This is a genomic window from Citrobacter sp. Marseille-Q6884 (genome assembly GCF_945906775.1).
Taxonomy (GTDB): domain Bacteria; phylum Pseudomonadota; class Gammaproteobacteria; order Enterobacterales; family Enterobacteriaceae; genus Citrobacter.
This window is the reverse complement of record NZ_CAMDRE010000001.1, coordinates 1,072,515-1,093,225: the sequence shown is the minus strand read 5'-3', so window position 1 is coordinate 1,093,225 and position 20,711 is coordinate 1,072,515. Positions and strand designations below refer to the sequence as shown.

Here is a 20,711-nt window from a genome sequence, read left to right as displayed (position 1 = left end):
GCTATGAAATTTACCGTTGAACGTGAACATTTATTAAAACCGCTTCAGCAGGTCAGCGGCCCGCTGGGTGGTCGTCCTACACTGCCGATTCTCGGAAACCTGCTGCTACAGGTTGCGGATGGTACGCTTTCTCTGACCGGTACCGATCTCGAAATGGAGATGGTGGCACGCGTTGCGCTGATCCAGTCTCATGAACCCGGTGCGACGACCGTTCCGGCACGTAAATTCTTCGACATTTGTCGGGGGCTACCGGAAGGGGCAGAGATCGCTGTTCAGTTGGAAGGCGACCGGATGCTCGTGCGTTCCGGCCGGAGCCGTTTCTCGCTGTCCACACTGCCTGCCGCCGATTTCCCGAATCTGGATGACTGGCAGAGTGAAGTGGAATTCACGCTGCCACAGGCAACGATGAAGCGTCTGATTGAAGCGACGCAGTTTTCGATGGCCCATCAGGATGTGCGTTATTACTTAAACGGCATGCTGTTTGAAACCGAAGGCGAAGAGCTGCGTACCGTAGCGACCGATGGACACCGTCTGGCGGTGTGCTCAATGCCGGTGGGGCAATCTTTGCCAAGCCATTCGGTGATTGTGCCGCGTAAAGGTGTGATTGAGCTGATGCGTATGCTCGATGGCGGCGAGAATCCGCTGCGCGTGCAGATTGGCAGTAACAACATCCGTGCGCACGTCGGCGACTTTATCTTTACGTCCAAGCTGGTGGACGGACGCTTCCCGGATTATCGCCGTGTATTGCCGAAGAACCCGGATAAACATCTGGAAGCGGGCTGCGATATTCTCAAACAGGCGTTTGCCCGTGCGGCGATTCTCTCTAACGAGAAATTCCGCGGCGTGCGTTTGTACGTCAGCGAAAATCAGCTAAAAATCACGGCGAATAACCCGGAGCAGGAAGAAGCGGAAGAAATTCTTGATGTCACCTATGGTGGCACTGAGATGGAAATCGGCTTTAACGTGAGCTACGTACTGGATGTTCTGAATGCGCTGAAGTGCGAAAACGTGCGTATTCTGCTGACCGACTCCGTATCGAGCGTACAGATTGAAGATGCAGCCAGCCAAAGCGCGGCCTATGTTGTCATGCCAATGAGACTGTAATGTCGCTCACCCGTCTGTTGATCCGCGACTTTCGCAATATCGAAAGCGCGGATCTCGCTTTATCCCCCGGCTTTAACTTCCTGGTTGGCGCGAACGGCAGCGGCAAAACCAGCGTGCTGGAAGCCATCTATACGCTCGGCCACGGCCGGGCGTTTCGCAGTTTGCAAATTGGCCGTGTGATTCGCCACGAGCAGGAATCGTTTGTCTTACACGGGCGTTTACAAGGGGCCGAGCGTGAAACCTCAATCGGCCTGACAAAAGACAAGCTTGGCGACAGCAAAGTCCGTATTGATGGTACGGATGGCCATAAAGTCGCAGAGCTGGCACACCTGATGCCGATGCAGCTGATCACGCCGGAGGGGTTTACGTTACTCAATGGCGGCCCCAAATACAGACGAGCATTCCTCGACTGGGGATGCTTCCATAATGAAGCGGGATTTTTTACCGCCTGGAGCAATCTGAAGCGCCTGCTCAAGCAGCGCAATGCGGCACTGCGCCAGGTGAGTCGTTATGAACAACTGCGCCCGTGGGATAGAGAACTGATCCCGCTGGCGGAACAAATCAGCACCTGGCGCGCGGAATACAGCGCCGGTATCGCGCAGGATATGGCGGATACCTGCCAGCAGTTTCTTCCCGAGTTTTCCCTCTCTTTCTCTTTCCAGCGCGGCTGGGAAAAAGAGACCGACTACGCTGAAGTGCTGGAACGCAGTTTTGAACGCGACCGCATGTTAACCTACACCGCACACGGTCCGCATAAAGCGGATTTCCGCATACGCGCTGACGGTGCGCCGGTGGAAGATACACTGTCGCGTGGGCAGCTTAAGCTGCTGATGTGCGCCTTACGTCTGGCGCAAGGGGAGTTCCTGACCCGCGAAAGCGGACGGCGCTGCCTGTACCTGATAGATGATTTTGCCTCTGAACTGGATGATGCGCGTCGCGGACTGTTAGCCAGTCGCTTAAAAGCCACGCAATCTCAAGTCTTTGTCAGCGCAATAAGCGCTGAACACGTTCTGGACATGTCGGATGAAAATTCGAAGATGTTTACCGTGGAAAAGGGTAAAATAACGGATTAACCCAAGATAAAATGAGCGAGAAACGTTGATGTCGAATTCTTATGACTCCTCCAGTATCAAAGTCCTGAAAGGGCTGGATGCGGTGCGTAAGCGCCCGGGTATGTATATCGGCGACACGGATGACGGCACCGGTCTGCACCACATGGTATTCGAGGTGGTAGATAACGCTATCGACGAAGCGCTCGCGGGTCACTGTAAAGATATTGTCGTGACGATTCACGCTGACAACTCCGTGTCCGTTACCGATGATGGTCGTGGTATCCCAACCGGGATTCACCCGGAAGAGGGCGTTTCGGCGGCTGAAGTTATCATGACCGTTCTGCACGCAGGCGGTAAATTCGATGATAACTCTTATAAAGTGTCCGGCGGTCTGCACGGCGTAGGTGTTTCCGTGGTTAACGCCCTGTCGCAGAAACTGGAGCTGGTGATTCGCCGTGAAGGCAAAGTGCATCAGCAAACGTATGTGCACGGTGTACCGCAAGCGCCGCTGGCAGTAACAGGCGAGACGGAAGCAACGGGTACCCAGGTACGTTTCTGGCCAAGCCATGAAACCTTCACCAATGTCGTTGAGTTTGAATACGATATTCTGGCGAAACGTCTGCGTGAGCTGTCATTCCTGAACTCCGGTGTGTCTATCCGTCTGCGTGATAAGCGTGACGGTAAAGAAGACCATTTCCACTACGAAGGTGGTATCAAGGCGTTTGTTGAATATCTCAACAAAAACAAAACGCCGATTCACCCGAATATCTTCTACTTTTCCACCGAAAAAGACGGTATTGGCGTTGAAGTTGCGCTGCAGTGGAACGATGGCTTCCAGGAAAACATCTACTGCTTTACCAACAACATTCCGCAGCGTGATGGCGGTACTCACCTTGCAGGCTTCCGTGCGGCGATGACCCGTACTCTGAACGCCTACATGGATAAAGAAGGCTACAGCAAAAAAGCGAAAGTCAGCGCCACCGGTGATGATGCCCGTGAAGGCCTGATTGCTGTGGTTTCCGTAAAAGTACCGGACCCGAAATTCTCCTCTCAGACTAAAGACAAACTGGTTTCTTCTGAGGTGAAATCGGCGGTTGAGCAGCAGATGAACGAACTGCTGAGCGAATACCTGCTGGAAAACCCGTCCGACGCGAAAATTGTCGTGGGCAAAATTATCGATGCGGCGCGCGCGCGCGAAGCGGCACGTCGTGCCCGTGAAATGACCCGCCGTAAAGGTGCGCTGGACTTAGCCGGTCTGCCGGGCAAACTGGCGGACTGTCAGGAACGCGACCCGGCTCACTCCGAACTGTACCTCGTGGAAGGGGACTCAGCGGGCGGCTCTGCAAAACAGGGGCGTAACCGTAAGAACCAGGCGATCCTGCCGCTGAAAGGTAAAATCCTGAACGTTGAGAAGGCGCGCTTCGACAAGATGCTTTCTTCTCAGGAAGTTGCCACGCTGATTACCGCGCTCGGTTGCGGCATCGGTCGTGACGAGTACAACCCGGATAAACTGCGTTATCACAGCATCATCATCATGACCGATGCGGACGTCGATGGTTCGCACATCCGTACGCTGCTGTTGACCTTCTTCTATCGTCAGATGCCGGAAATCGTCGAACGTGGTCACGTCTACATTGCACAGCCACCGCTGTACAAAGTGAAAAAAGGCAAACAGGAACAGTACATCAAAGACGATGAAGCGATGGATCAATACCAGATCTCTATCGCCCTTGATGGCGCCACGCTGCATACCAACGCCCACGCTCCGGCACTGGCGGGTGAAGCGCTGGAAAAACTGGTTGCTGAGTACAATGCGACCCAGAAAATGATCGGTCGAATGGAACGCCGCTACCCGCGTGCGCTGCTGAAAGAACTGGTCTACCAACCGACGCTGACCGAAGCCGATCTGGCTGATGAAGGTAAAGTCACGGCCTGGGTTTCTCAGCTGGTTAACGTGCTCAATGAAAATGAAATGCACGGCAGCACCTGGAATAGCATCGTGCGTAAAGATGCTGAGCTGAACCAGTTCGAACCGGTGATCCGCGTACGTACTCACGGTGTTGATACCGACTATCCGCTGGAGCATGAGTTTGTGACCGGTGGTGAATATCGTCGTATTTGTACATTGGGCGAGAAACTGCGTGGCCTGATTGAAGATGATGCCTTCATCGAACGTGGAGAGCGTCGCCAGCCGGTTGCCAGCTTCGAGCAGGCACTGGACTGGTTGGTGAAAGAGTCCCGTCGCGGCCTGTCTATCCAGCGTTACAAAGGTCTGGGCGAAATGAACCCGGAACAGTTGTGGGAAACCACGATGGATCCGGAAAGCCGTCGTATGCTGCGCGTCACGGTGAAAGATGCGATTGCTGCTGACCAGTTGTTCACCACGCTGATGGGCGATGCCGTTGAACCGCGTCGTGCATTTATCGAAGAAAACGCCCTGAAAGCGGCGAATATCGATATCTAACCGTCGGTTGTAAAATCTGCCCGGTTGTTTTGCGCAACCGGGCATTTTTTTGCCTGCAAAAGGGGAATCCCGATTCCGCTTTCTATCCCCCTTTTCGTTGCTGTTTTTTGAGCGGAATCGCGTTAGCATGAGGACGGACTCATTTAATCCGGGGAACTCATGGCTATCAAACTTATTGCTATCGATATGGATGGCACACTTCTGCTGCCCGATCACACCATTTCACCTGCGGTCAAAGCGGCGATTGCTGCAGCACGCGCGCGTGGTATAAACGTGGTGCTGACCACGGGGCGTCCGTATGCTGGCGTCCATAGCTATCTGAAAGAGCTTCACATGGAACAACCCGGTGACTACTGCATTACCTACAATGGTGCGCTGGTGCAGAAAGCAGGGGATGGCAGTACCGTTGCGCAAACCGCGCTGAGCTATGATGATTATCGCTACCTGGAGCAACTCTCCCGTGACGTGGGTTCGCACTTCCACGCGCTCGATCGCAATACGCTGTATACCGCTAACCGTGATATCAGTTACTACACGGTGCATGAATCTTTTGTCGCGACCATTCCGCTGGTGTTCTGTGAAGCAGAGAAGATGGATCCGGCGACCCAGTTCCTGAAAGTGATGATGATTGACGAACCGGCAATCCTCGACAAAGCCATTGCGCGTATTCCGGCGGAAGTGAAAGAAAAGTATACCGTGCTGAAAAGTGCGCCGTACTTCCTCGAAATTCTGGATAAACGCGTTAATAAAGGGACTGGCGTGAAGTCGCTGGCCGATGCGTTGGGGATTAATGCCGAAGAAGTGATGGCGATTGGCGATCAGGAAAACGACATCGCCATGCTTGAGTACGCGGGAATGGGCGTGGCGATGGACAATGCCATTCCATCCGTAAAAGAGATCGCCAACTTCGTGACAAAATCCAACCTTGAAGACGGCGTGGCCTGGGCTATTGAGAAGTTTGCGCTGAATTAATGGCTGACGGGCAAATGCGGCCTTGCATTTGCCCTGCATTTTACGAAAGCCTGAAAGTCATGCCCTTGTGCAGTATGATTGCGTAAATCGTCTTGAATCAGGGCACTTCATGAAGCAAATCACCTTTACGCCACGTAACCACCAGCTGACGAATATCAATACCTGGACCCCGGACAGCCAGTGGCTGGTTTTTGATGTGCGTCCTTCCGGTGCCTCGTTCACTGGCGAAACGATCGAACGCGTTAATATTCAGACCGGTGAGCTGGACGTGATTTATCGCGCTCCCCAGGGCGCGCACGTCGGCGTGGTGACCGTTCATCCAAAGCAGGAAAAATATGTTTTTATTCATGGGCCTGAAAACCCTGATGAAACATGGCATTACGATTTCCATCATCGTCGCGGAGTGGTTGTCGGGCAGGCTGAGGTGACGAATCTGGATGCAATGGATATCACTGCGCCGTACACGCCAGGCGCGCTGCGCGGCGGAAGCCATGTGCATGTCTTCAGCCCGGGCGGTGAGTGTGTCAGTTTTACCTATAACGACCATGTGCTGCATGAGTGCGATCCATCGCTGGATTTACGCAACGTCGGCGTGGCGACGCCCTATGGCCCAGTGAACGTCTCTGCACAGCATCCGCGCGAGTATAGCGGGAGCCACTGGTGTGTATTGGTGAGTCAGACGACACCGACTCCACGACCCGGCAGCGATGATATTAATCGTGCCTATGAAGAGGGTTGGGTGGGAAACCATAAGCTGGCGTTTATCGGGGATACCGTGTCAGTGGGGGGAGAGAAAGTACCCGAACTGTTTATTGTGGATTTGCCACAGGATGAAAACGCCTGGAAGACGCCGGGTGAACAGCCTCTGGAAGGTACTGAATCGACAATGCCTGTACCGCCATCCGGAGTTACTCAACGCCGTCTGACGTTTACTCATGATCGCGCTTTTCCGGGCCTGGTGAATCAGCCGCGCCACTGGGTACGCAGTAATCCCCAGGCATCTGAGATCGCTTTTCTGATGCGTGATGAGAGTGGCATTGTGCAGCTATGGTTGATTTCTCCGCACGGGGGGGAGCCGCGTCAACTGACCCACTGTACTACGGATATTCAGTCAGCAATCAACTGGCATCCGTCGGGCCAATGGCTGGGATTTGTGCTGGAAAACAGAATCGCGTGCTGTAATGTGCAGACGGGAGAGATTGATTTCTTAACGGAAAATCATGATAACCCGCCTTCCGCAGATGCGATCGTCTTCTCTCCTGATGGTCACCAGATCGCGTGGATGGAAGACGTTGAAGGCTTCCGTCAGTTATGGGTCACCGACACCGGGCGGTAACTTACGGGGCAGGCATTTTTGCCGGGGGGATAACGTCGTTCATCACTTGCGTTCTCTCCTCGCTTCTTTCTACGCGGGATCTGACAGAGCTATCCTTGCGAAAGAAATCCCACGGCAGTAATAGAGTATCCAGAACGGCAGTAAATGGCATATCAAGAATGGCCAGCGACTTCGTTCCCCAGTTGGTATCGCTATCACCGATCATCGTGGCGCTGGCTCGGGTGCCTGGATACGTCCCTTCTTTACCTCCGGTATGCGACATCACGCTGGAACAGCCGCTCACAAAAACCATCCCGCTGCATACCATCAGTGTTAACAACATTTTTTTTATCATCATTTATTCATCTGTTAATCATCGGTGTTTGCATGGTGAGTTATAGCGATCCGTTGCGAGAAATAACATCACCATCATGTCGCACTGTGGCGGCTATCGCACTCTAACGATAAAGACTGTCCCCCCAGTGTATGCAATAGACAACAAACTGCAAAAAAAGTCAGATGAATACGCTTGAAAAGTTTGTATCAGGACCCATTTTTAGGGTGTAGGCAAAGAAGGGCACGCCTGATGGGTGTCCTGGCTACCTGACCTGTCCATGATGGAAGGTCTCACATTCTCGCTGATTTCAGGAGCTATTGATTATGCGTAACTTTGACTTATCTCCGCTGTACCGTTCTGCCATTGGTTTTGATCGTCTGTTTAACCTGCTTGAAAACAATCAAGGCCAGAGTAATGGCGGCTACCCTCCGTACAACGTTGAGCTGGTAGACGAAAACCATTACCGCATTGCGATTGCCGTTGCAGGCTTCGCTGAAAGCGAGCTGGAAATTACCGCCCAGGATAACTTGCTGGTGGTAAAAGGCGCCCATGCAGACGACCAAAAAGAGCGTACATACCTGTATCAGGGCATTGCCGAGCGCAACTTTGAACGCAAGTTCCAGTTGGCCGAGAACATTCACGTTCGTGGTGCAAACCTGGTGAACGGTCTGCTGTATATCGAGCTTGAGCGCGTGATTCCTGAAGCGAATAAACCGCGCCGCATCGAAATTAACTAATTCAACCGGGCCGCTTTAGGCGGCCCTGTCAGACAATCGGCTTGCCGTCAGGGAGCCGGAATGTACTTACTCGCTTCTTAGAAGGAGAATACTATGCGTAACTACGATTTATCCCCGCTGCTGCGTCAATGGATCGGTTTTGACAAACTGGCCAATGCCTTGCAAAACACCGGCGAAAGCCAGAGCTTCCCGCCCTATAACATCGAAAAAAGCGATGATAACCACTATCGCATTACCCTTGCGTTAGCCGGTTTCCGCCAGGAAGATCTGGATATTCAGCTGGAAGGTACTCGCCTGACCGTAAAAGGTACGCCTGAGCAGCCGGAAAAAGAGACCAAATGGCTGCACCAGGGGCTGGTCACGCAGTCCTTTAGCCTGAGTTTTACGCTGGCAGAAAATATGGAAGTCTCTGGCGCGAGCTTCACAAACGGCTTGCTGCACATCGATTTAGTTCGCAATGAGCCGGAAACCATCCCGCCGCAGCGGATTGCCATCAGCGAACATCCCGCATTAAATAGCTAATTAGCTCCTTGCCTTTGCCCCGCCAGAAATGACGGGGCTTTTTTGTGCGCTAACACACACGAAAACGCCTTGTTGCAATGGATGTTTCACTGTAAAAATATCCAGTATAAAGCTCTTTTAACGAAGGAACGTTGTGATGAGTGAGCATCAGCTTTTTGAAGCTATGAAGCAGTTTGATAGTAAGGGTGCTGAATTCTGGTCCGCTCGGGCACTTGCTAAAGTGCTTGAATATTCTGAGTACCGGCATTTTATACCGGTAATAAAGAAAGCAGTGACGTCATGTGTATCCAGCTGCCAATTAGAGAGTGACCATTTCGAGGAGATCCTCGTAATGGTACAGATCGGCTCTGGAGCGAGTCGTGAACTAAAAGATGTAAAGCTTTCCCGCTATGCCTGCTATCTGGTTGTACAAAACGGTGATCCCTCCAAACCGGTTATCGCCGCAGGCCAGACTTACTTTGCTATTCAAACCCGGCGTCAGGAGTTGGCTGACGATGCCACTTTTAAATCTTTACGTGAAGATGAAAAACGCCTGTTCCTACGCAATGAATTGAAGGAGCACAATAAGCATTTGGTTGAGACTGCACAGCAGGCGGGTGTTGAAACTGCATTTGATTTCGCCATCTTCCAGAATCACGGTTACAAAGGATTATATGGTGGCCTGGATCAGCGTGCGATACATGAACGCAAAGGGTTAACGAAAAGCCAGAAAATACTCGACCATATGGGTTCCACTGAGTTGGCGGCGAACCTTTTTCGGGCTACCCAAACAGAAGAAAAACTGCGCCGGGATTCAGTGAATACAAAGCAGCAAGCCAACCAGACCCACTACGATGTTGGGCGCAAAGTTCGCCAGACTATTCAGGATCTTGGCGGTACAATGCCTGAAGCGCTACCCTCACCAGAAAAAAGTATTCAGCAGCTTCAGATATCCGCCAGGAAAAGCAGTAAAGAATACCCGTCTTAAGCACGCCAGCATGCTCTGCAGCACGATAATGTGCGCCACTCTGCATTCATGCTTGAACGGTTCAGTCATAATCCTCGATAAATGAAATGTTATTCACAGGGAACAGAATAATGAGTGATATAGCATTGACGGTTAGCGTTCTGGCACTGGTGGCGGTTGTCGGGTTATGGATCGGCAACATCAAAATACGCGGCGTTGGGTTTGGCATCGGAGGCGTGTTGTTCGGCGGTATTATCGTCGGGCATTTTGTCGATCAGGCAGGGATGACCCTGAGCGGCGATATGCTGCATTTCATTCAGGAATTTGGCCTGATACTGTTCGTGTACACCATCGGTATTCAGGTCGGACCGGGCTTTTTTGCGTCGCTGCGCGTTTCGGGGTTGCGCCTGAATCTGTTCGCGGTGCTGATTGTCATTATGGGTGGCCTGGTCACCGCTATTTTGCACAAAATTTTTGCAATTCCTCTCCCCGTGGTGCTGGGTATATTCTCCGGTGCGGTCACGAATACCCCGGCGTTGGGGGCGGGACAACAAATCCTGCGCGATTTGGGTACGCCGATGGATATTGTTGACCAGATGGGGATGAGCTATGCGATGGCCTATCCTTTTGGCATCTGCGGTATTTTGCTCACGATGTGGCTGATGCGCCTCATTTTCCGGGTCAATGTTGAAGCCGAAGCGCAGCAACATGAATCAACGCTGACCAATGGGCATGCGCTGATTCAGACGATGAATATCCGCGTTGAAAACCCCAACCTCAATAATATGGCCATTCAGGATGTGCCTATCCTGAACAGCGACAAAATCATCTGTTCACGTCTGAAACGTGAAGAGACCTTGATGGTTCCGTCGCCGGGAACGACTATCCAAATGGGCGACTTGCTACACCTGGTGGGGCAGTCTGCCGATCTGCATAACGCACAGCTTGTCATTGGTCAGGAGGTTGATACCTCTCTGTCTACGCGGGGAACGGATTTGCGCGTTGAGCGCGTGGTCGTGACGAATGAAAAGGTGCTTGGGAAGCGCATTCGGGATCTGCATTTCAAAGAGCGCTACGACGTAGTGATCTCGCGTCTCAACCGTGCCGGTGTTGAGTTGGTCGCCAGTAGTGATGCCAGCCTGCAGTTTGGCGATATCCTGAACCTGGTCGGGCGTCCCTCATCTATCGACGCCGTAGCGAATGTGGTGGGTAACGCACAGCAAAAACTGCAACAGGTGCAGATGTTGCCGGTATTTATCGGTATCGGGCTTGGGGTGCTGCTGGGCTCTATTCCACTGTTTATACCGGGGTTCCCGGTGGCATTAAAACTGGGGCTTGCCGGTGGGCCGCTGATTATGGCGCTGATTCTGGGACGTATTGGCAGTATCGGTAAGCTGTACTGGTTTATGCCACCCAGCGCGAACCTGGCGTTGAGAGAATTGGGGATTGTGCTCTTTCTCGCGGTAGTGGGTCTGAAGTCCGGCGGTGATTTTGTCGATACCCTCACGCAGGGCGATGGGCTAAGTTGGGTGGGCTACGGCATCTTTATTACCGCGATTCCGCTGATTACTGTCGGGTTGTTGGCGAGGATCTTCGCTAAAATGAACTACCTGACACTGTGTGGGATGCTGGCGGGTTCCATGACCGATCCTCCCGCGCTGGCGTTTGCCAATAACCTGCATGCTACCAGCGGTGCGGCAGCGCTCTCCTATGCCACAGTTTACCCGTTGGTGATGTTCCTGCGCATTATCACGCCACAGCTGCTGGCGGTAATTTTCTGGGGAATGGGATAAACCTTTTAACCCACTGAAGATATTGCACTTATCAGGCCTACAAACGCACTGTTTTGTAGGCCTTTCTTTTGTCTGTATCACATTACCTGCCTTACGTTTGAGAATCGGGTTCATACTCCTTTACTGTTCCGGTATAACGACCAGACACAACTATGAAGGAGTTGTAATGAAGATTTCCCGCCTCGGAGAAGCGCCGGATTACCGTTTCTCGCTGGCAAATGAGCGTACTTTTCTGGCATGGATCCGCACCGCCCTGGGGTTTCTGGCTGCGGGCGTTGGTCTGGACCAACTGGCGCCGGATTTTGCCACACCGATCATTCGTGAACTGCTGGCGCTGCTACTCTGTTTGTTAGCGGGAGGCCTGGCGATTTACGGCTACCTGCGTTGGCTGAGTAATGAGAAGGCGATGCGCCTGAAAGAGGATCTGCCATACACGCCGGGCTTATTCATCATCAGCCTGATTTTGATGATCGTTGCGGTGGTTGTGATAGGGCTGGTGTTGTATGCCGGATAGCCGCAAATCGCGGCGAATTGCTGATCCAGGATTGCAACCGGAGCGCACTTCCCTGGCCTGGTTCCGTACTCTGCTTGGTTACGGGGCGTTAATGGCGCTGGCGCTAAAGCATAACTGGCATCAGGCTGGGGTTCTGTTCTGGGTTTCCGTCGGTGTGCTGGTCGTCGTGGCTATTATTGTATGGCGTTATACGCGCAGTCGCGGCCTGATGGACGTCACGCGTCGCGATTATTCTGAATCTCGTGCGGTGCGTGACAAATTTATGATCTCTCTCGCGGTGTTATCTCTCGCAATACTGTTTGCTGTCACACATATACGCCAACTTATCGTATTTATCGGGGATTTTGCATGACGGAGCGTGAGGACAAGGATGTAAGTGAAGGAATAGTAAGGGTTGTAGTCGATCACCAAAAGTGTTTGCATCCGAATGATTTATATCGTGATTTACAATTGTCGGGTGTGCGTGCCGTGCAGTTTATTCCCCTGATGGAACGCGATGAAACGGGCTGCCTGACAGCGGAGTCTGTGACGTCTGAAGACTGGGGACGGTTTTTAAATTCGGTATTTGATATCTGGGTTCGTGAGGATATTAATCGAGTATCCATTCCGCTTTTTGATCAGACATTGAACCGCTGGTGTGGCCTGAAGGGGCAGACTGAACGGCAGAGCCTTTCTTCGCTGAGTGCGCGCTGTCAGGGATGTTCCTTGTCGCAATTCTACCGTGGCGATTGCCCGGCGCAGTGCGATGGCGACAGGGAAGGTGGATTGTGTGCGGGCTATCAAGCCTTCTTTGATCACTCATCACCGCATATGCGCGTCATGCGAGACCTGCTTAAGCAGCATCGCTCACCGATGGAACTGATGGCGATGCTGCGTTAAGGTCAATGATGCTTAGCGGCCTTTCGCCAGGTACTGTGCCATTTCCGCTTCCGGTACCATGCCACCGCCAGTAGCCCATACCAGATGGGTGGCGTTATTGAGTTGTTCTGCGCTGAACCCATGCATTTTCTGATAGTCAGCGGAACCGCAAACGCGCTGAGGGCCAGCCATTCCAGCAAGCGCTGACGGCTCAAGGCGAATTCCCTCTTCCTGTGCCAGCCAGCCCAGCATGTCGTACATCGTCTGGTCATCCAGGGTGTACAGGCCATCAAGCAGACGCTCCATCGCGCGACCGACAAACCCTGATGCGCGTCCTACCGCCAGCCCATCTGCTGCCGTCAGGTTGTCGATACCAATCTCCTGGACAGAAATCGTATCGTGCAGCCCGGTGTATACCCCCAGTAGCATGCACGGTGAGTGCGTTGGCTCAGCAAAGAAGCAGTGAACGTTATCGCCGAAAGCCAGTTTCAGGCCAAACGCGACGCCGCCAGGACCTCCACCCACGCCGCACGGAAGATAAACAAATAATGGATGTTCAGCATCCACCACACGCCCCTGCTGCGCGAACTGCGCTTTCAGACGCTGCCCGGCAACCGCATAACCTAAAAACAGCGTGCGGGAGTTTTCGTCGTCAATGAAGAAGCAGTTCGGATCAGACTCAGCGGCCTTGCGCCCCTGTTCCACTGCCACGCCGTAATCTTCTTCGTACTCAACAACCGTGACGCCATGACTGCGCAGTTTAGCTTTTTTCCATGCACGGGCATCTGCAGACATATGCACCGTTACCTTAAAGCCGATGCGGGCGCTCATGATGCCGATCGACATCCCCAGGTTACCGGTCGAACCTACCGCGATGCTGTACTGGCTGAAGAACTGTTTGAACTCCGGCGCCAGCAGGATGCTGTAATCGTCTTCGGTAGTCAGCAGACCGGCCTCCAGCGCCAGTTTCTCGGCGTGAGTCAGTACTTCATAAATACCGCCACGGGCCTTAATCGAGCCGGAAATGGGCAGATGGCTGTCTTTCTTCAGCAGAATTTCGCCGTTGATGTGCCGTCCGTACTCTTTTTCCAGCCGTTTTTGCATCGCAGGAATGGCGGCCAGCTCAGATTCGATAATGCCGCCGGTTGCTGCGGTTTCAGGAAACGCTTTCGCCAGATACGGTGCAAAACGCGCCAGACGGGCATGCGCATCCTGTACGTCGTGTTCTGTCAGACCAACATAAGGTAAACCTTCCGCAAGAGAGGTGGTGCCAGGGTTAAACCAGGTCGTTTCCTGGAGAGCAACCAGCGCCTCCACTAAAGGATACCGGGCGATGAGTTTTTGCATATTTTCCATAGTCAGTCTCTTTGCGCTTAGATAATAAAGGAAAGCAGGAATGTGCACGCCAGTGCAATGACCGAGGCGATAAATGTCGCGGTCGTATAGTATTTGAATGTCTCATTCAGGGTAGCGCCGCAGTACTGTTTCACCAGCCAGAAGAGAGAATCTGTGACGATCGTGCAGCCAATTGCGCCGGAACCGATAGCAATGGCAATGATCTCCGGGCTGACGTTAGGATAGAGCGGCAGCATCGGAGCAACAATCGCGGTAGCCCCCATCATCGCCACAGTGGCAGACCCTACCGCCGCGTGCAGGATCAGCGCCACCAGCCAGGCCAGCAGAATGGGGTGCATATGCATGTTGGAGAGAATTTGCGCCAGGATATCCGCCAGTCCGCTGCTCTTGAGGATGGCGTTGAATGCGCCGCCAGCACCGATAATCAGCAGAATGTTGGCAATTGAGCCAAAGCCATTTTCAGTGTGAGTCAGCAGCGCACCCATACCGATATGCTGGCGCAGACCGAGAATGTAATAGGCTACGAACACGGCGATAAACATTGCGGTGATCGGATTACCGATAAATTCCAGAAACGTGTACAGCGTGCCGCCTTTCGCCATGTTCAGTTCGGCCACGGTTTTCACCAGCATCAGGCCAATGGGCAACAGTACGGTAAACAGCGTTGCACCCAGTGAAGGCAGCGTGTTTTCGTCGCGAACCTTAAGGTCAGAAAACTCCGCCGGTACCGGTTTAAACGGCAGACGGTTACCGAGGAATTTGAGGTACAGCGGTCCACCGATCAGAGAAGCCATCAGCCCGACCAGTAAACCGTAAACAATCACGGTACCCAGATCCGCACCCAGCTTATTCGCCACAAACAGAGCCGCCGGATGTGGCGGAACGACGCAGTGCACCGCCATCAGCGCGGTACACAGCGGTATCGCCAGCTTCAGTAATGAGGTGTTGGTTTTTTTGGCGATAGAGAACGCCAGTGGGATCAGCAGTACGACGCCAACTTCGACAAACAGCGTAATCCCGCAAATCAAGCCGACCAGCACCATAATGACGTCCGCAGAAAGCCAGCGGCAGCGCTGCAGCGTCAGGCCAATACGTTCCGCCGCGCCGGAAACTTCCATCATTTTGCCGAGAATGGTCCCCAGGCCGATAACAGCCGCGAGGAAGCCCAGCGTGCCGCCGATACCACTCTCAATGGCGTTCACCATCTCCAGCGGGCCCATGTCCATCATCGTGCCCACGAAGAAGCTGGCTAACAACAGCGCCAGAAACGGGTGGAATTTAAACTTCACGATGGTCAAAACGATCAACACGATGCTTATCAGCAGCGTGCTCACAACCCATATTTGAGAGTGCATATCTCACCTTGCCCTGTGATTAACCTGAGTATATTGGACAAAAAAACGGCATGGGCTGACAAACGATAAAATTGGCTCTTCACATGAACTAGATTGAATCAAATGGGTGATTTACGTCTAATAATGGCTGAATTATGCGATATGGTTCACTCTGATTCATCTTTATGCTGATTTTTACAACGACTTTTTTTACACTCCGGCGAGAGATATCAGGATGACAGAGGTGACTATGGACCCCTTGCGCGACGTCAGAAATCGTCTGCTGAATGGCTGGCAGCTATCAAAACTCTATACTTTTGAAGTGGCGGCCAGGCATCAGTCATTCGCACTGGCGGCAGATGAGCTTTCGTTAAGCCCCAGCGCCGTGAGCCATCGGATTAATCAGCTTGAAGAAGAACTGGGCATCCAGTTATTTGTCCGTTCACATCGCAAAGTGGAACTCACCCACGAAGGCAAGCGGGTGTTCTGGGCGCTGAAATCGTCGCTGGATACGCTTAACCAGGAAATTCTCGACATCAAAAACCAGGAGCTGTCCGGGACGTTGACCGTTTACTCGCGACCCTCTATCGCCCAGTGCTGGCTGGTGCCTGCCCTGGGTGACTTTACCCGCCGCTATCCGTCGATTTCGCTGACCATACTGACCGGAAATGACAACGTTAATTTGCAACGTGCCGGGATCGATCTGGCTATCTATTTTGACGATGCGCCGTCAGCACAACTGACACACCATTTTCTGATGGATGAAGCGATCCTGCCGGTATGCAGCCCTGAATATGCCCGTCGCTATGACCTGAGCGGTTCGCTGATGAACTTGCCGCACTGTACGCTGTTGCATGACAGGCAGGCGTGGAGCAACGATTCAGGTACCGATGAATGGCATAGCTGGGCACAACATTTTGCAGTGAATTTGCCGACATCATCGGGTATTGGCTTCGATCGTTCGGATTTAGCCGTCATTGCTGCAATGAATCACATCGGCGTGGCGATGGGGCGAAAACGGTTGGTTCAAAAGCGCCTCGACAGTGGAGAGCTGGTTGCGCCTTTCGGCGATATGGCGGTGAAATGCCATCAACACTATTACATCACCACGCTGCCGGGTCGGCAGTGGCCGAAAATTGAGGCCTTTATTGGCTGGCTGCAAGAGCAGGTGTGATGATATTTATTACGTTTTCGCGCTACACCTGATGCCTGAGAGTATGCTAAATACGTGATATCACTCCCGGTTAATGCCTGAGGACAACCGTGTTAAAGCCGCTCATTTCTCTCTTGTTGCTGACCAGCACCGCCGTGTGTGCAGCTGAACCGCCGTTAACGGCTGCGCGCTATGCGCAACAGCTTGGGGTGGGAATGGATGTTGATTGGGCACGTACCGAACAGGGTATCCGCGAGTTTGATCCACTGGTCGTGCGGGATTTCAAGGCGAAAGGGTTAGCCCATGTGCGGATTCGCGTTGCAGGAGAGCCAACCGAAGCCAGGCTGATTCATCTGCGTAAACTGGTGGAAGCCTGTGAACAGTATGGCGTGATCCCAATTATTGCGTATCAGGCGGATGAGTATAAAAAAGATCCCAGCGCCGGAAACGAAAAAGAGGTGGTTAACTGGTGGGTCGCGGTGGCGCATTACTTTCGTCAACGCTCACCGTTATTGGGCTTTGATCTGATCTATGAACCAGCCGAGAAGCTCAATCACAATCAAGTGTCGCTGAATCGGGTATATGACAAAACGATTCGCACCATCCATGCCATCGACCCACAGCGCATGATCTTCGTTGCCCCCCGCCTGCGCGCTGCGCCGGAAGAGTTGTCGAGCCTGAAGCTGCCGCCGCAAAGCCAGAATTACGTTCTCGCTGAATGGCATATTTTCCCGTGGGGACCGCTAAAAAATAATGGGAAATATCCGTGGACGTCGGGGACGGGGGCTGAAAAGGCGGCGATTCGCGCCCGCATTAACACCGCGCTCCACTGGCAGCAGAAAACCGGTCATGTGAGTTGGGTGGGGGGCTGGTCACCGGGGGAAACCATCAAAAATACGCCTTCATCCTCGCAGGTCGCGTTCGCCAGATTTATGGCATGTGAACTGAACAGAGCGAAAATTCCCTATGCGATCAATGCGGATATGCAATTTTATGATGGTGAGGAAGGGGCATGGCGTCCGTTGCAGGAATCGCTACTGAACACCCTGATTGCGCCTGAATGTGAAAAGCCCGGTGATAAACCGGGCCATCATGCACTTAAACCGCCTGCCCCTGATGGGACACACGTGACGCCAGCGGTAACCAGCACACCAAAATCAGCAGCCCCATAAGGGTCATCAGCAGACCAAGACTGGCTTGCCCGGTCTGCGGCAACATCGCGGAGAACCAGGCCAGTACACCGGAACCAATGTTCTGTAAGCCGCCCACCAGTGCACCGGCGGTCCCGGCCAGGAACGGGAAAGGCTCCATCGCACCGCTGGTTGCCAGTGGGAACAACATCCCGGCGCCGAAGAAAAACAGGGCTGCGGGGACGAGCAGCGTCCAGACATTCATCACGTCAAACAGACCCGGGATCCACATCATCAACCCCGCGGACAGGCAGCTAATGACCGACTGCCACATCATCGTTGAGAAGCGTTTATTAGGGCGACCGGCGAACCACGCACCAAAAAATGCGGCCGGGATCGGCAGAATAAACAGAATACTGACCGCCATGCTGCTTAAACCCAACACCGCACCCAACAAGACGCCGGAGCAGGCTTCGAAGACGGCAACGCCCGCCAGTCCCCCGATCAGCATCAGGACGTAACAGGTGAAGGCTCCGTTACCAAACAGGGTCTTATAGCTGGTGACCAGCGAGGTACGCGGGGCGCCTGCCGGGCGCGTTTCTGGCATCCAGCGCGCCATACTAAAGGTCACGCCTGCACTCAGAAGGAGCAGGAAAATAAAGCACGCACGCCAGTTCCACACGGTATCCAGCAGGCCGCCAATCAGCGGCGCTAACAGTGGGCTGACCAGGATCCCCATATTTAACAAACTGTTAGCATGACGCAGTTGGGTGCCTTCATACAGATCGCGCGGTAAGGTACGCGCCATCACACCGCCGACGCCTGTGCCCATACCCTGTATTGCGCTGGCGATAATGAGCACCGTCAGGCTTTGGGTGGTAATGGCAATCACCGTCGCCAGCATAAAAATGGACATCCCCGTCAGGATCACCGGACGGCGGCCAATGCGGTCGGAAAGCGGGCCGTAAAACAGCTGTGACACGCCATAGGTCAGCAAATAGGCGGCCATCACGCTTTGTACCGCCCCTTCGCGAACGTTCAGTTCACGTGCCATATCGGCAATGGCGGGGATATAAATGGTTTGTGCCATCTGACCGACGGCGACCAGGAGTACCAACATCAACAACAAATTGACGCTTCTATGCCTTTTCATTTCGCTGATTACTTTTAAAAAAGAGAAAAAAGAAGAATAAGGTGCTATGAATTCCCGTAAATGCGCGTGGAATCTACCACATTAAAAAAAGAAGGCCATATTCATAACTACAATGGTTGAGAGGGGAACGGCAGGAAATGTAAACGAAAAGCGGCAAGTAATGTTGCCGGATTGCATCAGGGTCTGTCAATGGACCGGGCAAGGCGATCCGTCAGCTAAATAATTACGACAAACGCAGCAGGATCGCCCCGACGGCAATGCCCCCTGCGGCGAAAAGACGCATTCCGGCGACTTTCTCTTTGAGCAGCAACCAGGCAAGCAGGGCGCCAAACAGAATGGAGGTTTCACGCAGTGCGGCGACTACCGCCAGCGGGGCCTGCGTCATAGCCCACAGCGCCAGCCCGTAAGAGCCCATGGTGCCTATGCCACCTAAGATCCCCTTTTTCCACTGCTGTGCCAGATAGCGCGAGGCTTCCCGACGTCGGGCGATCATCGCCCAACACAGCAAGCTGGAGCCGTTCAAAAAGAATGTCCACAGCGTATAGCCCAGCGCGGTGTCTGATAACCGTACGCCGGTTCCATCGACCAGCGTATATCCGGCGATAAAGCAGGCATTGATTAACGCCAGGACAATCCCCCGTTGTGAACGGCTGCGCCCGTTAAATGCCATCCCAAGAATGGCCAGGCATATTGTGGCGATCCCCACCCATGCCATGAGTGACAGGCTATCACCAAGGAACAGGACGCTAATGATCGCCACCAACAGCGGAGCCGTACCGCGCATTAAGGGATAGGTCTGACTCATATCTGAGACCTGATAGGTTTTGGCGACCAGGACGGTATAAATCACCTGCAAGACGGTTGAGACCGCTAAATAGGGCAGGCTGGCTGCTGATGGATGAGGGGCAAAAGGCAAACATATCAGCGCCATAACCGCCGCAGATCCGCTGACGCTGATGGCCGAGTAAAGCTTATCGTTTCCCGCTTTTACAATGGCATTCCAGCTGGCATGGAGCAGTGCAGCAAACAGTAAAATGCAGAAAACGGAAAGCGTCATAGCGGTCTTCTTCCATGAGAATGTCATAAAAACGTAACATATTGAGGCGGCACAAGCACCAGGGAGAGGGTGAAAGAGGAGCGGTTGCCCGCTCCTCTTAGGTGCGACTTGAATCTGAATTACTTCGTGTATTTCAGAATGGCATCAAGCAGTTGCAGTGCTGCAACAATGAGTTTGAGGATAAGAATAGCGATATCCACGAGGCTCATACGCTCTCCTTTTGGTACAAGGAGCACGGTGCTGGCGTACCTTGCCGCTGCCTGTTGCCAGCACCTTTGTTGACATAACACAGTGTGCTCACACGGGGTTCAGGCACTGACGGCACCACCCGTTTCAGCCAGGACTTTATTGCGCCGGTTTACGATGCGGCCCCCGCATAACACATTGCGTACTGAGACATTATAGATAAATACTGTATAAAATAACAGTATTATGTGGACTTTCAGACCTCGCTGAACCATACTCAAAAACATCAAAATTCGTGCCGAAATTGCGTGTTCTTCGCTTAACGCGTATACTTTTTCTGTTGACATAACACAGTGTGTTCGGCGGCCACCAACCGCGTAGCGCTGAAAAAAACCTCGCTTCGGCGGGGTTTTTTGTTTTTTACATTACGTACAGCGAATTGTGATCGTTGACGCATTTTTATGCAGATGAAAATTTTTCCATTGTCACGCTGAAAAACCTGTGTTTGTATAAATCCAGTTAATCAACAAACAGACAGGTCCCTAATGAACCCTTCCATGCTGACTGCGACCCTACTAAAAACTGCGCCATCTCGCGCAGCGGTTGTCGTGCGTGTGGTGGTGGTCGTCGGCAATGCGCCGTAGGGTCCGGAACAACACACGATTCCAAAACCCCGCCGGCGCAAACCGGGCGGGGTTTTTAGTTTCTAAGCCCTCCCGGATACGTGA

At 53.0% G+C, this 20,711-nt stretch carries 21 protein-coding genes and 1 other annotated feature; of the genes, 15 read left to right on the top strand and 6 right to left on the bottom strand.

Going from position 1 to position 20,711, the window contains the following annotated elements; all coding sequences use genetic code 11:
• Positions 1-3: 3 nt before the first annotated feature.
• The 5 genes from dnaN (at position 4) to N7268_RS05210 (ending at position 6,928) form a co-directional block, all read left to right on the top strand.
• Positions 4-1,104, top strand: a complete 1,101-nt coding sequence (gene dnaN / locus N7268_RS05230; protein WP_198906862.1) for a DNA polymerase III subunit beta — start codon at positions 4-6, stop codon at positions 1,102-1,104.
• Positions 1,104-2,177, top strand: a complete 1,074-nt coding sequence (recF, locus tag N7268_RS05225) for a DNA replication/repair protein RecF (RefSeq protein ID WP_260862021.1) — start codon at positions 1,104-1,106, stop codon at positions 2,175-2,177. Before dnaN ends, recF begins: the two co-directional genes overlap by 1 nt.
• A 28-nt stretch (positions 2,178-2,205) precedes the next feature.
• The gene (gene gyrB / locus N7268_RS05220) at positions 2,206-4,620 is read left to right on the top strand and encodes a DNA topoisomerase (ATP-hydrolyzing) subunit B (protein ID WP_260862020.1); all 2,415 of its coding nucleotides are present in this window, start codon (positions 2,206-2,208) and stop codon (positions 4,618-4,620) included.
• A 159-nt stretch (positions 4,621-4,779) separates the two neighbouring features.
• Entirely contained in the window at positions 4,780-5,592 is an 813-nt protein-coding gene (gene yidA, locus N7268_RS05215) for a sugar-phosphatase (protein WP_260862019.1), read from the top strand.
• 109 nt (positions 5,593-5,701) lie between these two features.
• Complete coding sequence (locus N7268_RS05210) at positions 5,702-6,928, top strand: DUF3748 domain-containing protein (protein ID WP_260862018.1); 1,227 nt, start codon at positions 5,702-5,704, stop codon at positions 6,926-6,928.
• A gap of 1 nt (position 6,929) precedes the next feature.
• Here N7268_RS05210 and N7268_RS05205 read toward each other — a convergent pair whose 3' ends face one another.
• Positions 6,930-7,265, bottom strand: a complete 336-nt coding sequence (locus N7268_RS05205) for a YceK/YidQ family lipoprotein (protein ID WP_260862017.1) — start codon at positions 7,263-7,265, stop codon at positions 6,930-6,932.
• 236 nt (positions 7,266-7,501) lie between these two features.
• Positions 7,502-7,574: a sequence feature (ROSE (Repression Of Heat Shock gene Expression) occurs in the 5'-region of heat shock genes and acts as an RNA thermometer to modulate expression.), on the top strand.
• Here N7268_RS05205 and ibpA point away from each other — a divergent pair.
• From ibpA to N7268_RS05170, 7 genes are all read left to right on the top strand, one after another.
• Positions 7,568-7,981 carry a small heat shock chaperone IbpA gene (ibpA, locus tag N7268_RS05200; protein ID WP_198906868.1) on the top strand — a complete coding sequence of 138 codons (414 nt, stop codon included), beginning with the start codon at positions 7,568-7,570 and terminating at the stop codon, positions 7,979-7,981. (Overlaps the previous feature by 7 nt.)
• A gap of 93 nt (positions 7,982-8,074) precedes the next feature.
• Positions 8,075-8,503, top strand: coding sequence for a small heat shock chaperone IbpB (gene ibpB / locus N7268_RS05195; protein WP_198906869.1), 429 nt, complete (start codon positions 8,075-8,077; stop codon positions 8,501-8,503).
• Between the two features lie 136 nt (positions 8,504-8,639).
• Positions 8,640-9,470, top strand: a complete 831-nt coding sequence (gene dinD / locus N7268_RS05190; RefSeq protein ID WP_260862016.1) for a DNA damage-inducible protein D — start codon at positions 8,640-8,642, stop codon at positions 9,468-9,470.
• A 110-nt stretch (positions 9,471-9,580) separates the two neighbouring features.
• Positions 9,581-11,242 carry a putative transporter gene (locus N7268_RS05185; RefSeq protein ID WP_260862015.1) on the top strand — a complete coding sequence of 554 codons (1,662 nt, stop codon included), beginning with the start codon at positions 9,581-9,583 and terminating at the stop codon, positions 11,240-11,242.
• 166 nt (positions 11,243-11,408) lie between these two features.
• Positions 11,409-11,756, top strand: a complete 348-nt coding sequence (locus tag N7268_RS05180; RefSeq protein ID WP_260862014.1) for a YidH family protein — start codon at positions 11,409-11,411, stop codon at positions 11,754-11,756.
• Positions 11,746-12,108, top strand: coding sequence for a DUF202 domain-containing protein (locus N7268_RS05175; protein WP_260862013.1), 363 nt, complete (start codon positions 11,746-11,748; stop codon positions 12,106-12,108). Before N7268_RS05180 ends, N7268_RS05175 begins: the two co-directional genes overlap by 11 nt.
• The gene (locus tag N7268_RS05170; protein ID WP_260862012.1) at positions 12,105-12,635 is read left to right on the top strand and encodes a radical SAM protein; all 531 of its coding nucleotides are present in this window, start codon (positions 12,105-12,107) and stop codon (positions 12,633-12,635) included. The genes N7268_RS05175 and N7268_RS05170 overlap by 4 nt, the downstream gene beginning before the upstream one ends.
• 12 nt (positions 12,636-12,647) lie before the next feature.
• Here N7268_RS05170 and dsdA read toward each other — a convergent pair whose 3' ends face one another.
• A complete protein-coding gene (dsdA, locus tag N7268_RS05165) occupies positions 12,648-13,970 on the bottom strand; it encodes a D-serine ammonia-lyase (protein WP_260862011.1) in 1,323 nt (440 codons plus the stop codon).
• A gap of 17 nt (positions 13,971-13,987) precedes the next feature.
• Entirely contained in the window at positions 13,988-15,325 is a 1,338-nt protein-coding gene (gene dsdX / locus N7268_RS05160; protein WP_198906875.1) for a D-serine transporter DsdX, read from the bottom strand.
• 229 nt (positions 15,326-15,554) lie between these two features.
• Here dsdX and dsdC point away from each other — a divergent pair, with 229 nt between their 5' ends.
• Entirely contained in the window at positions 15,555-16,478 is a 924-nt protein-coding gene (dsdC, locus tag N7268_RS05155) for a DNA-binding transcriptional regulator DsdC (RefSeq protein WP_260863528.1), read from the top strand.
• 89 nt (positions 16,479-16,567) lie between these two features.
• Positions 16,568-17,629 carry a cellulase family glycosylhydrolase gene (locus N7268_RS05150; protein ID WP_260862010.1) on the top strand — a complete coding sequence of 354 codons (1,062 nt, stop codon included), beginning with the start codon at positions 16,568-16,570 and terminating at the stop codon, positions 17,627-17,629.
• Here N7268_RS05150 and emrD read toward each other — a convergent pair.
• The 3 genes from emrD to tisB form a co-directional block, all read right to left on the bottom strand.
• A complete protein-coding gene (emrD, locus tag N7268_RS05145; protein ID WP_260862009.1) occupies positions 17,556-18,740 on the bottom strand; it encodes a multidrug efflux MFS transporter EmrD in 1,185 nt (394 codons plus the stop codon). The genes N7268_RS05150 and emrD overlap by 74 nt on opposite strands.
• Before the next feature lie 223 nt (positions 18,741-18,963).
• On the bottom strand, positions 18,964-19,797 hold the full coding sequence (locus N7268_RS05140) for a DMT family transporter (RefSeq protein ID WP_260862008.1): 834 nt from the start codon (positions 19,795-19,797) through the stop codon (positions 18,964-18,966).
• Between the two features lie 119 nt (positions 19,798-19,916).
• Positions 19,917-20,006, bottom strand: a complete 90-nt coding sequence (gene tisB / locus N7268_RS05135; protein WP_198906879.1) for a type I toxin-antitoxin system toxin TisB — start codon at positions 20,004-20,006, stop codon at positions 19,917-19,919.
• Positions 20,007-20,528: 522 nt separating this feature from the next.
• On the opposite strand from tisB, the gene ivbL reads away from it, so the two are divergent.
• The gene (ivbL, locus tag N7268_RS05130; protein ID WP_003827118.1) at positions 20,529-20,627 is read left to right on the top strand and encodes an ilvB operon leader peptide IvbL; all 99 of its coding nucleotides are present in this window, start codon (positions 20,529-20,531) and stop codon (positions 20,625-20,627) included.
• Positions 20,628-20,711: the final 84 nt, after the last annotated feature.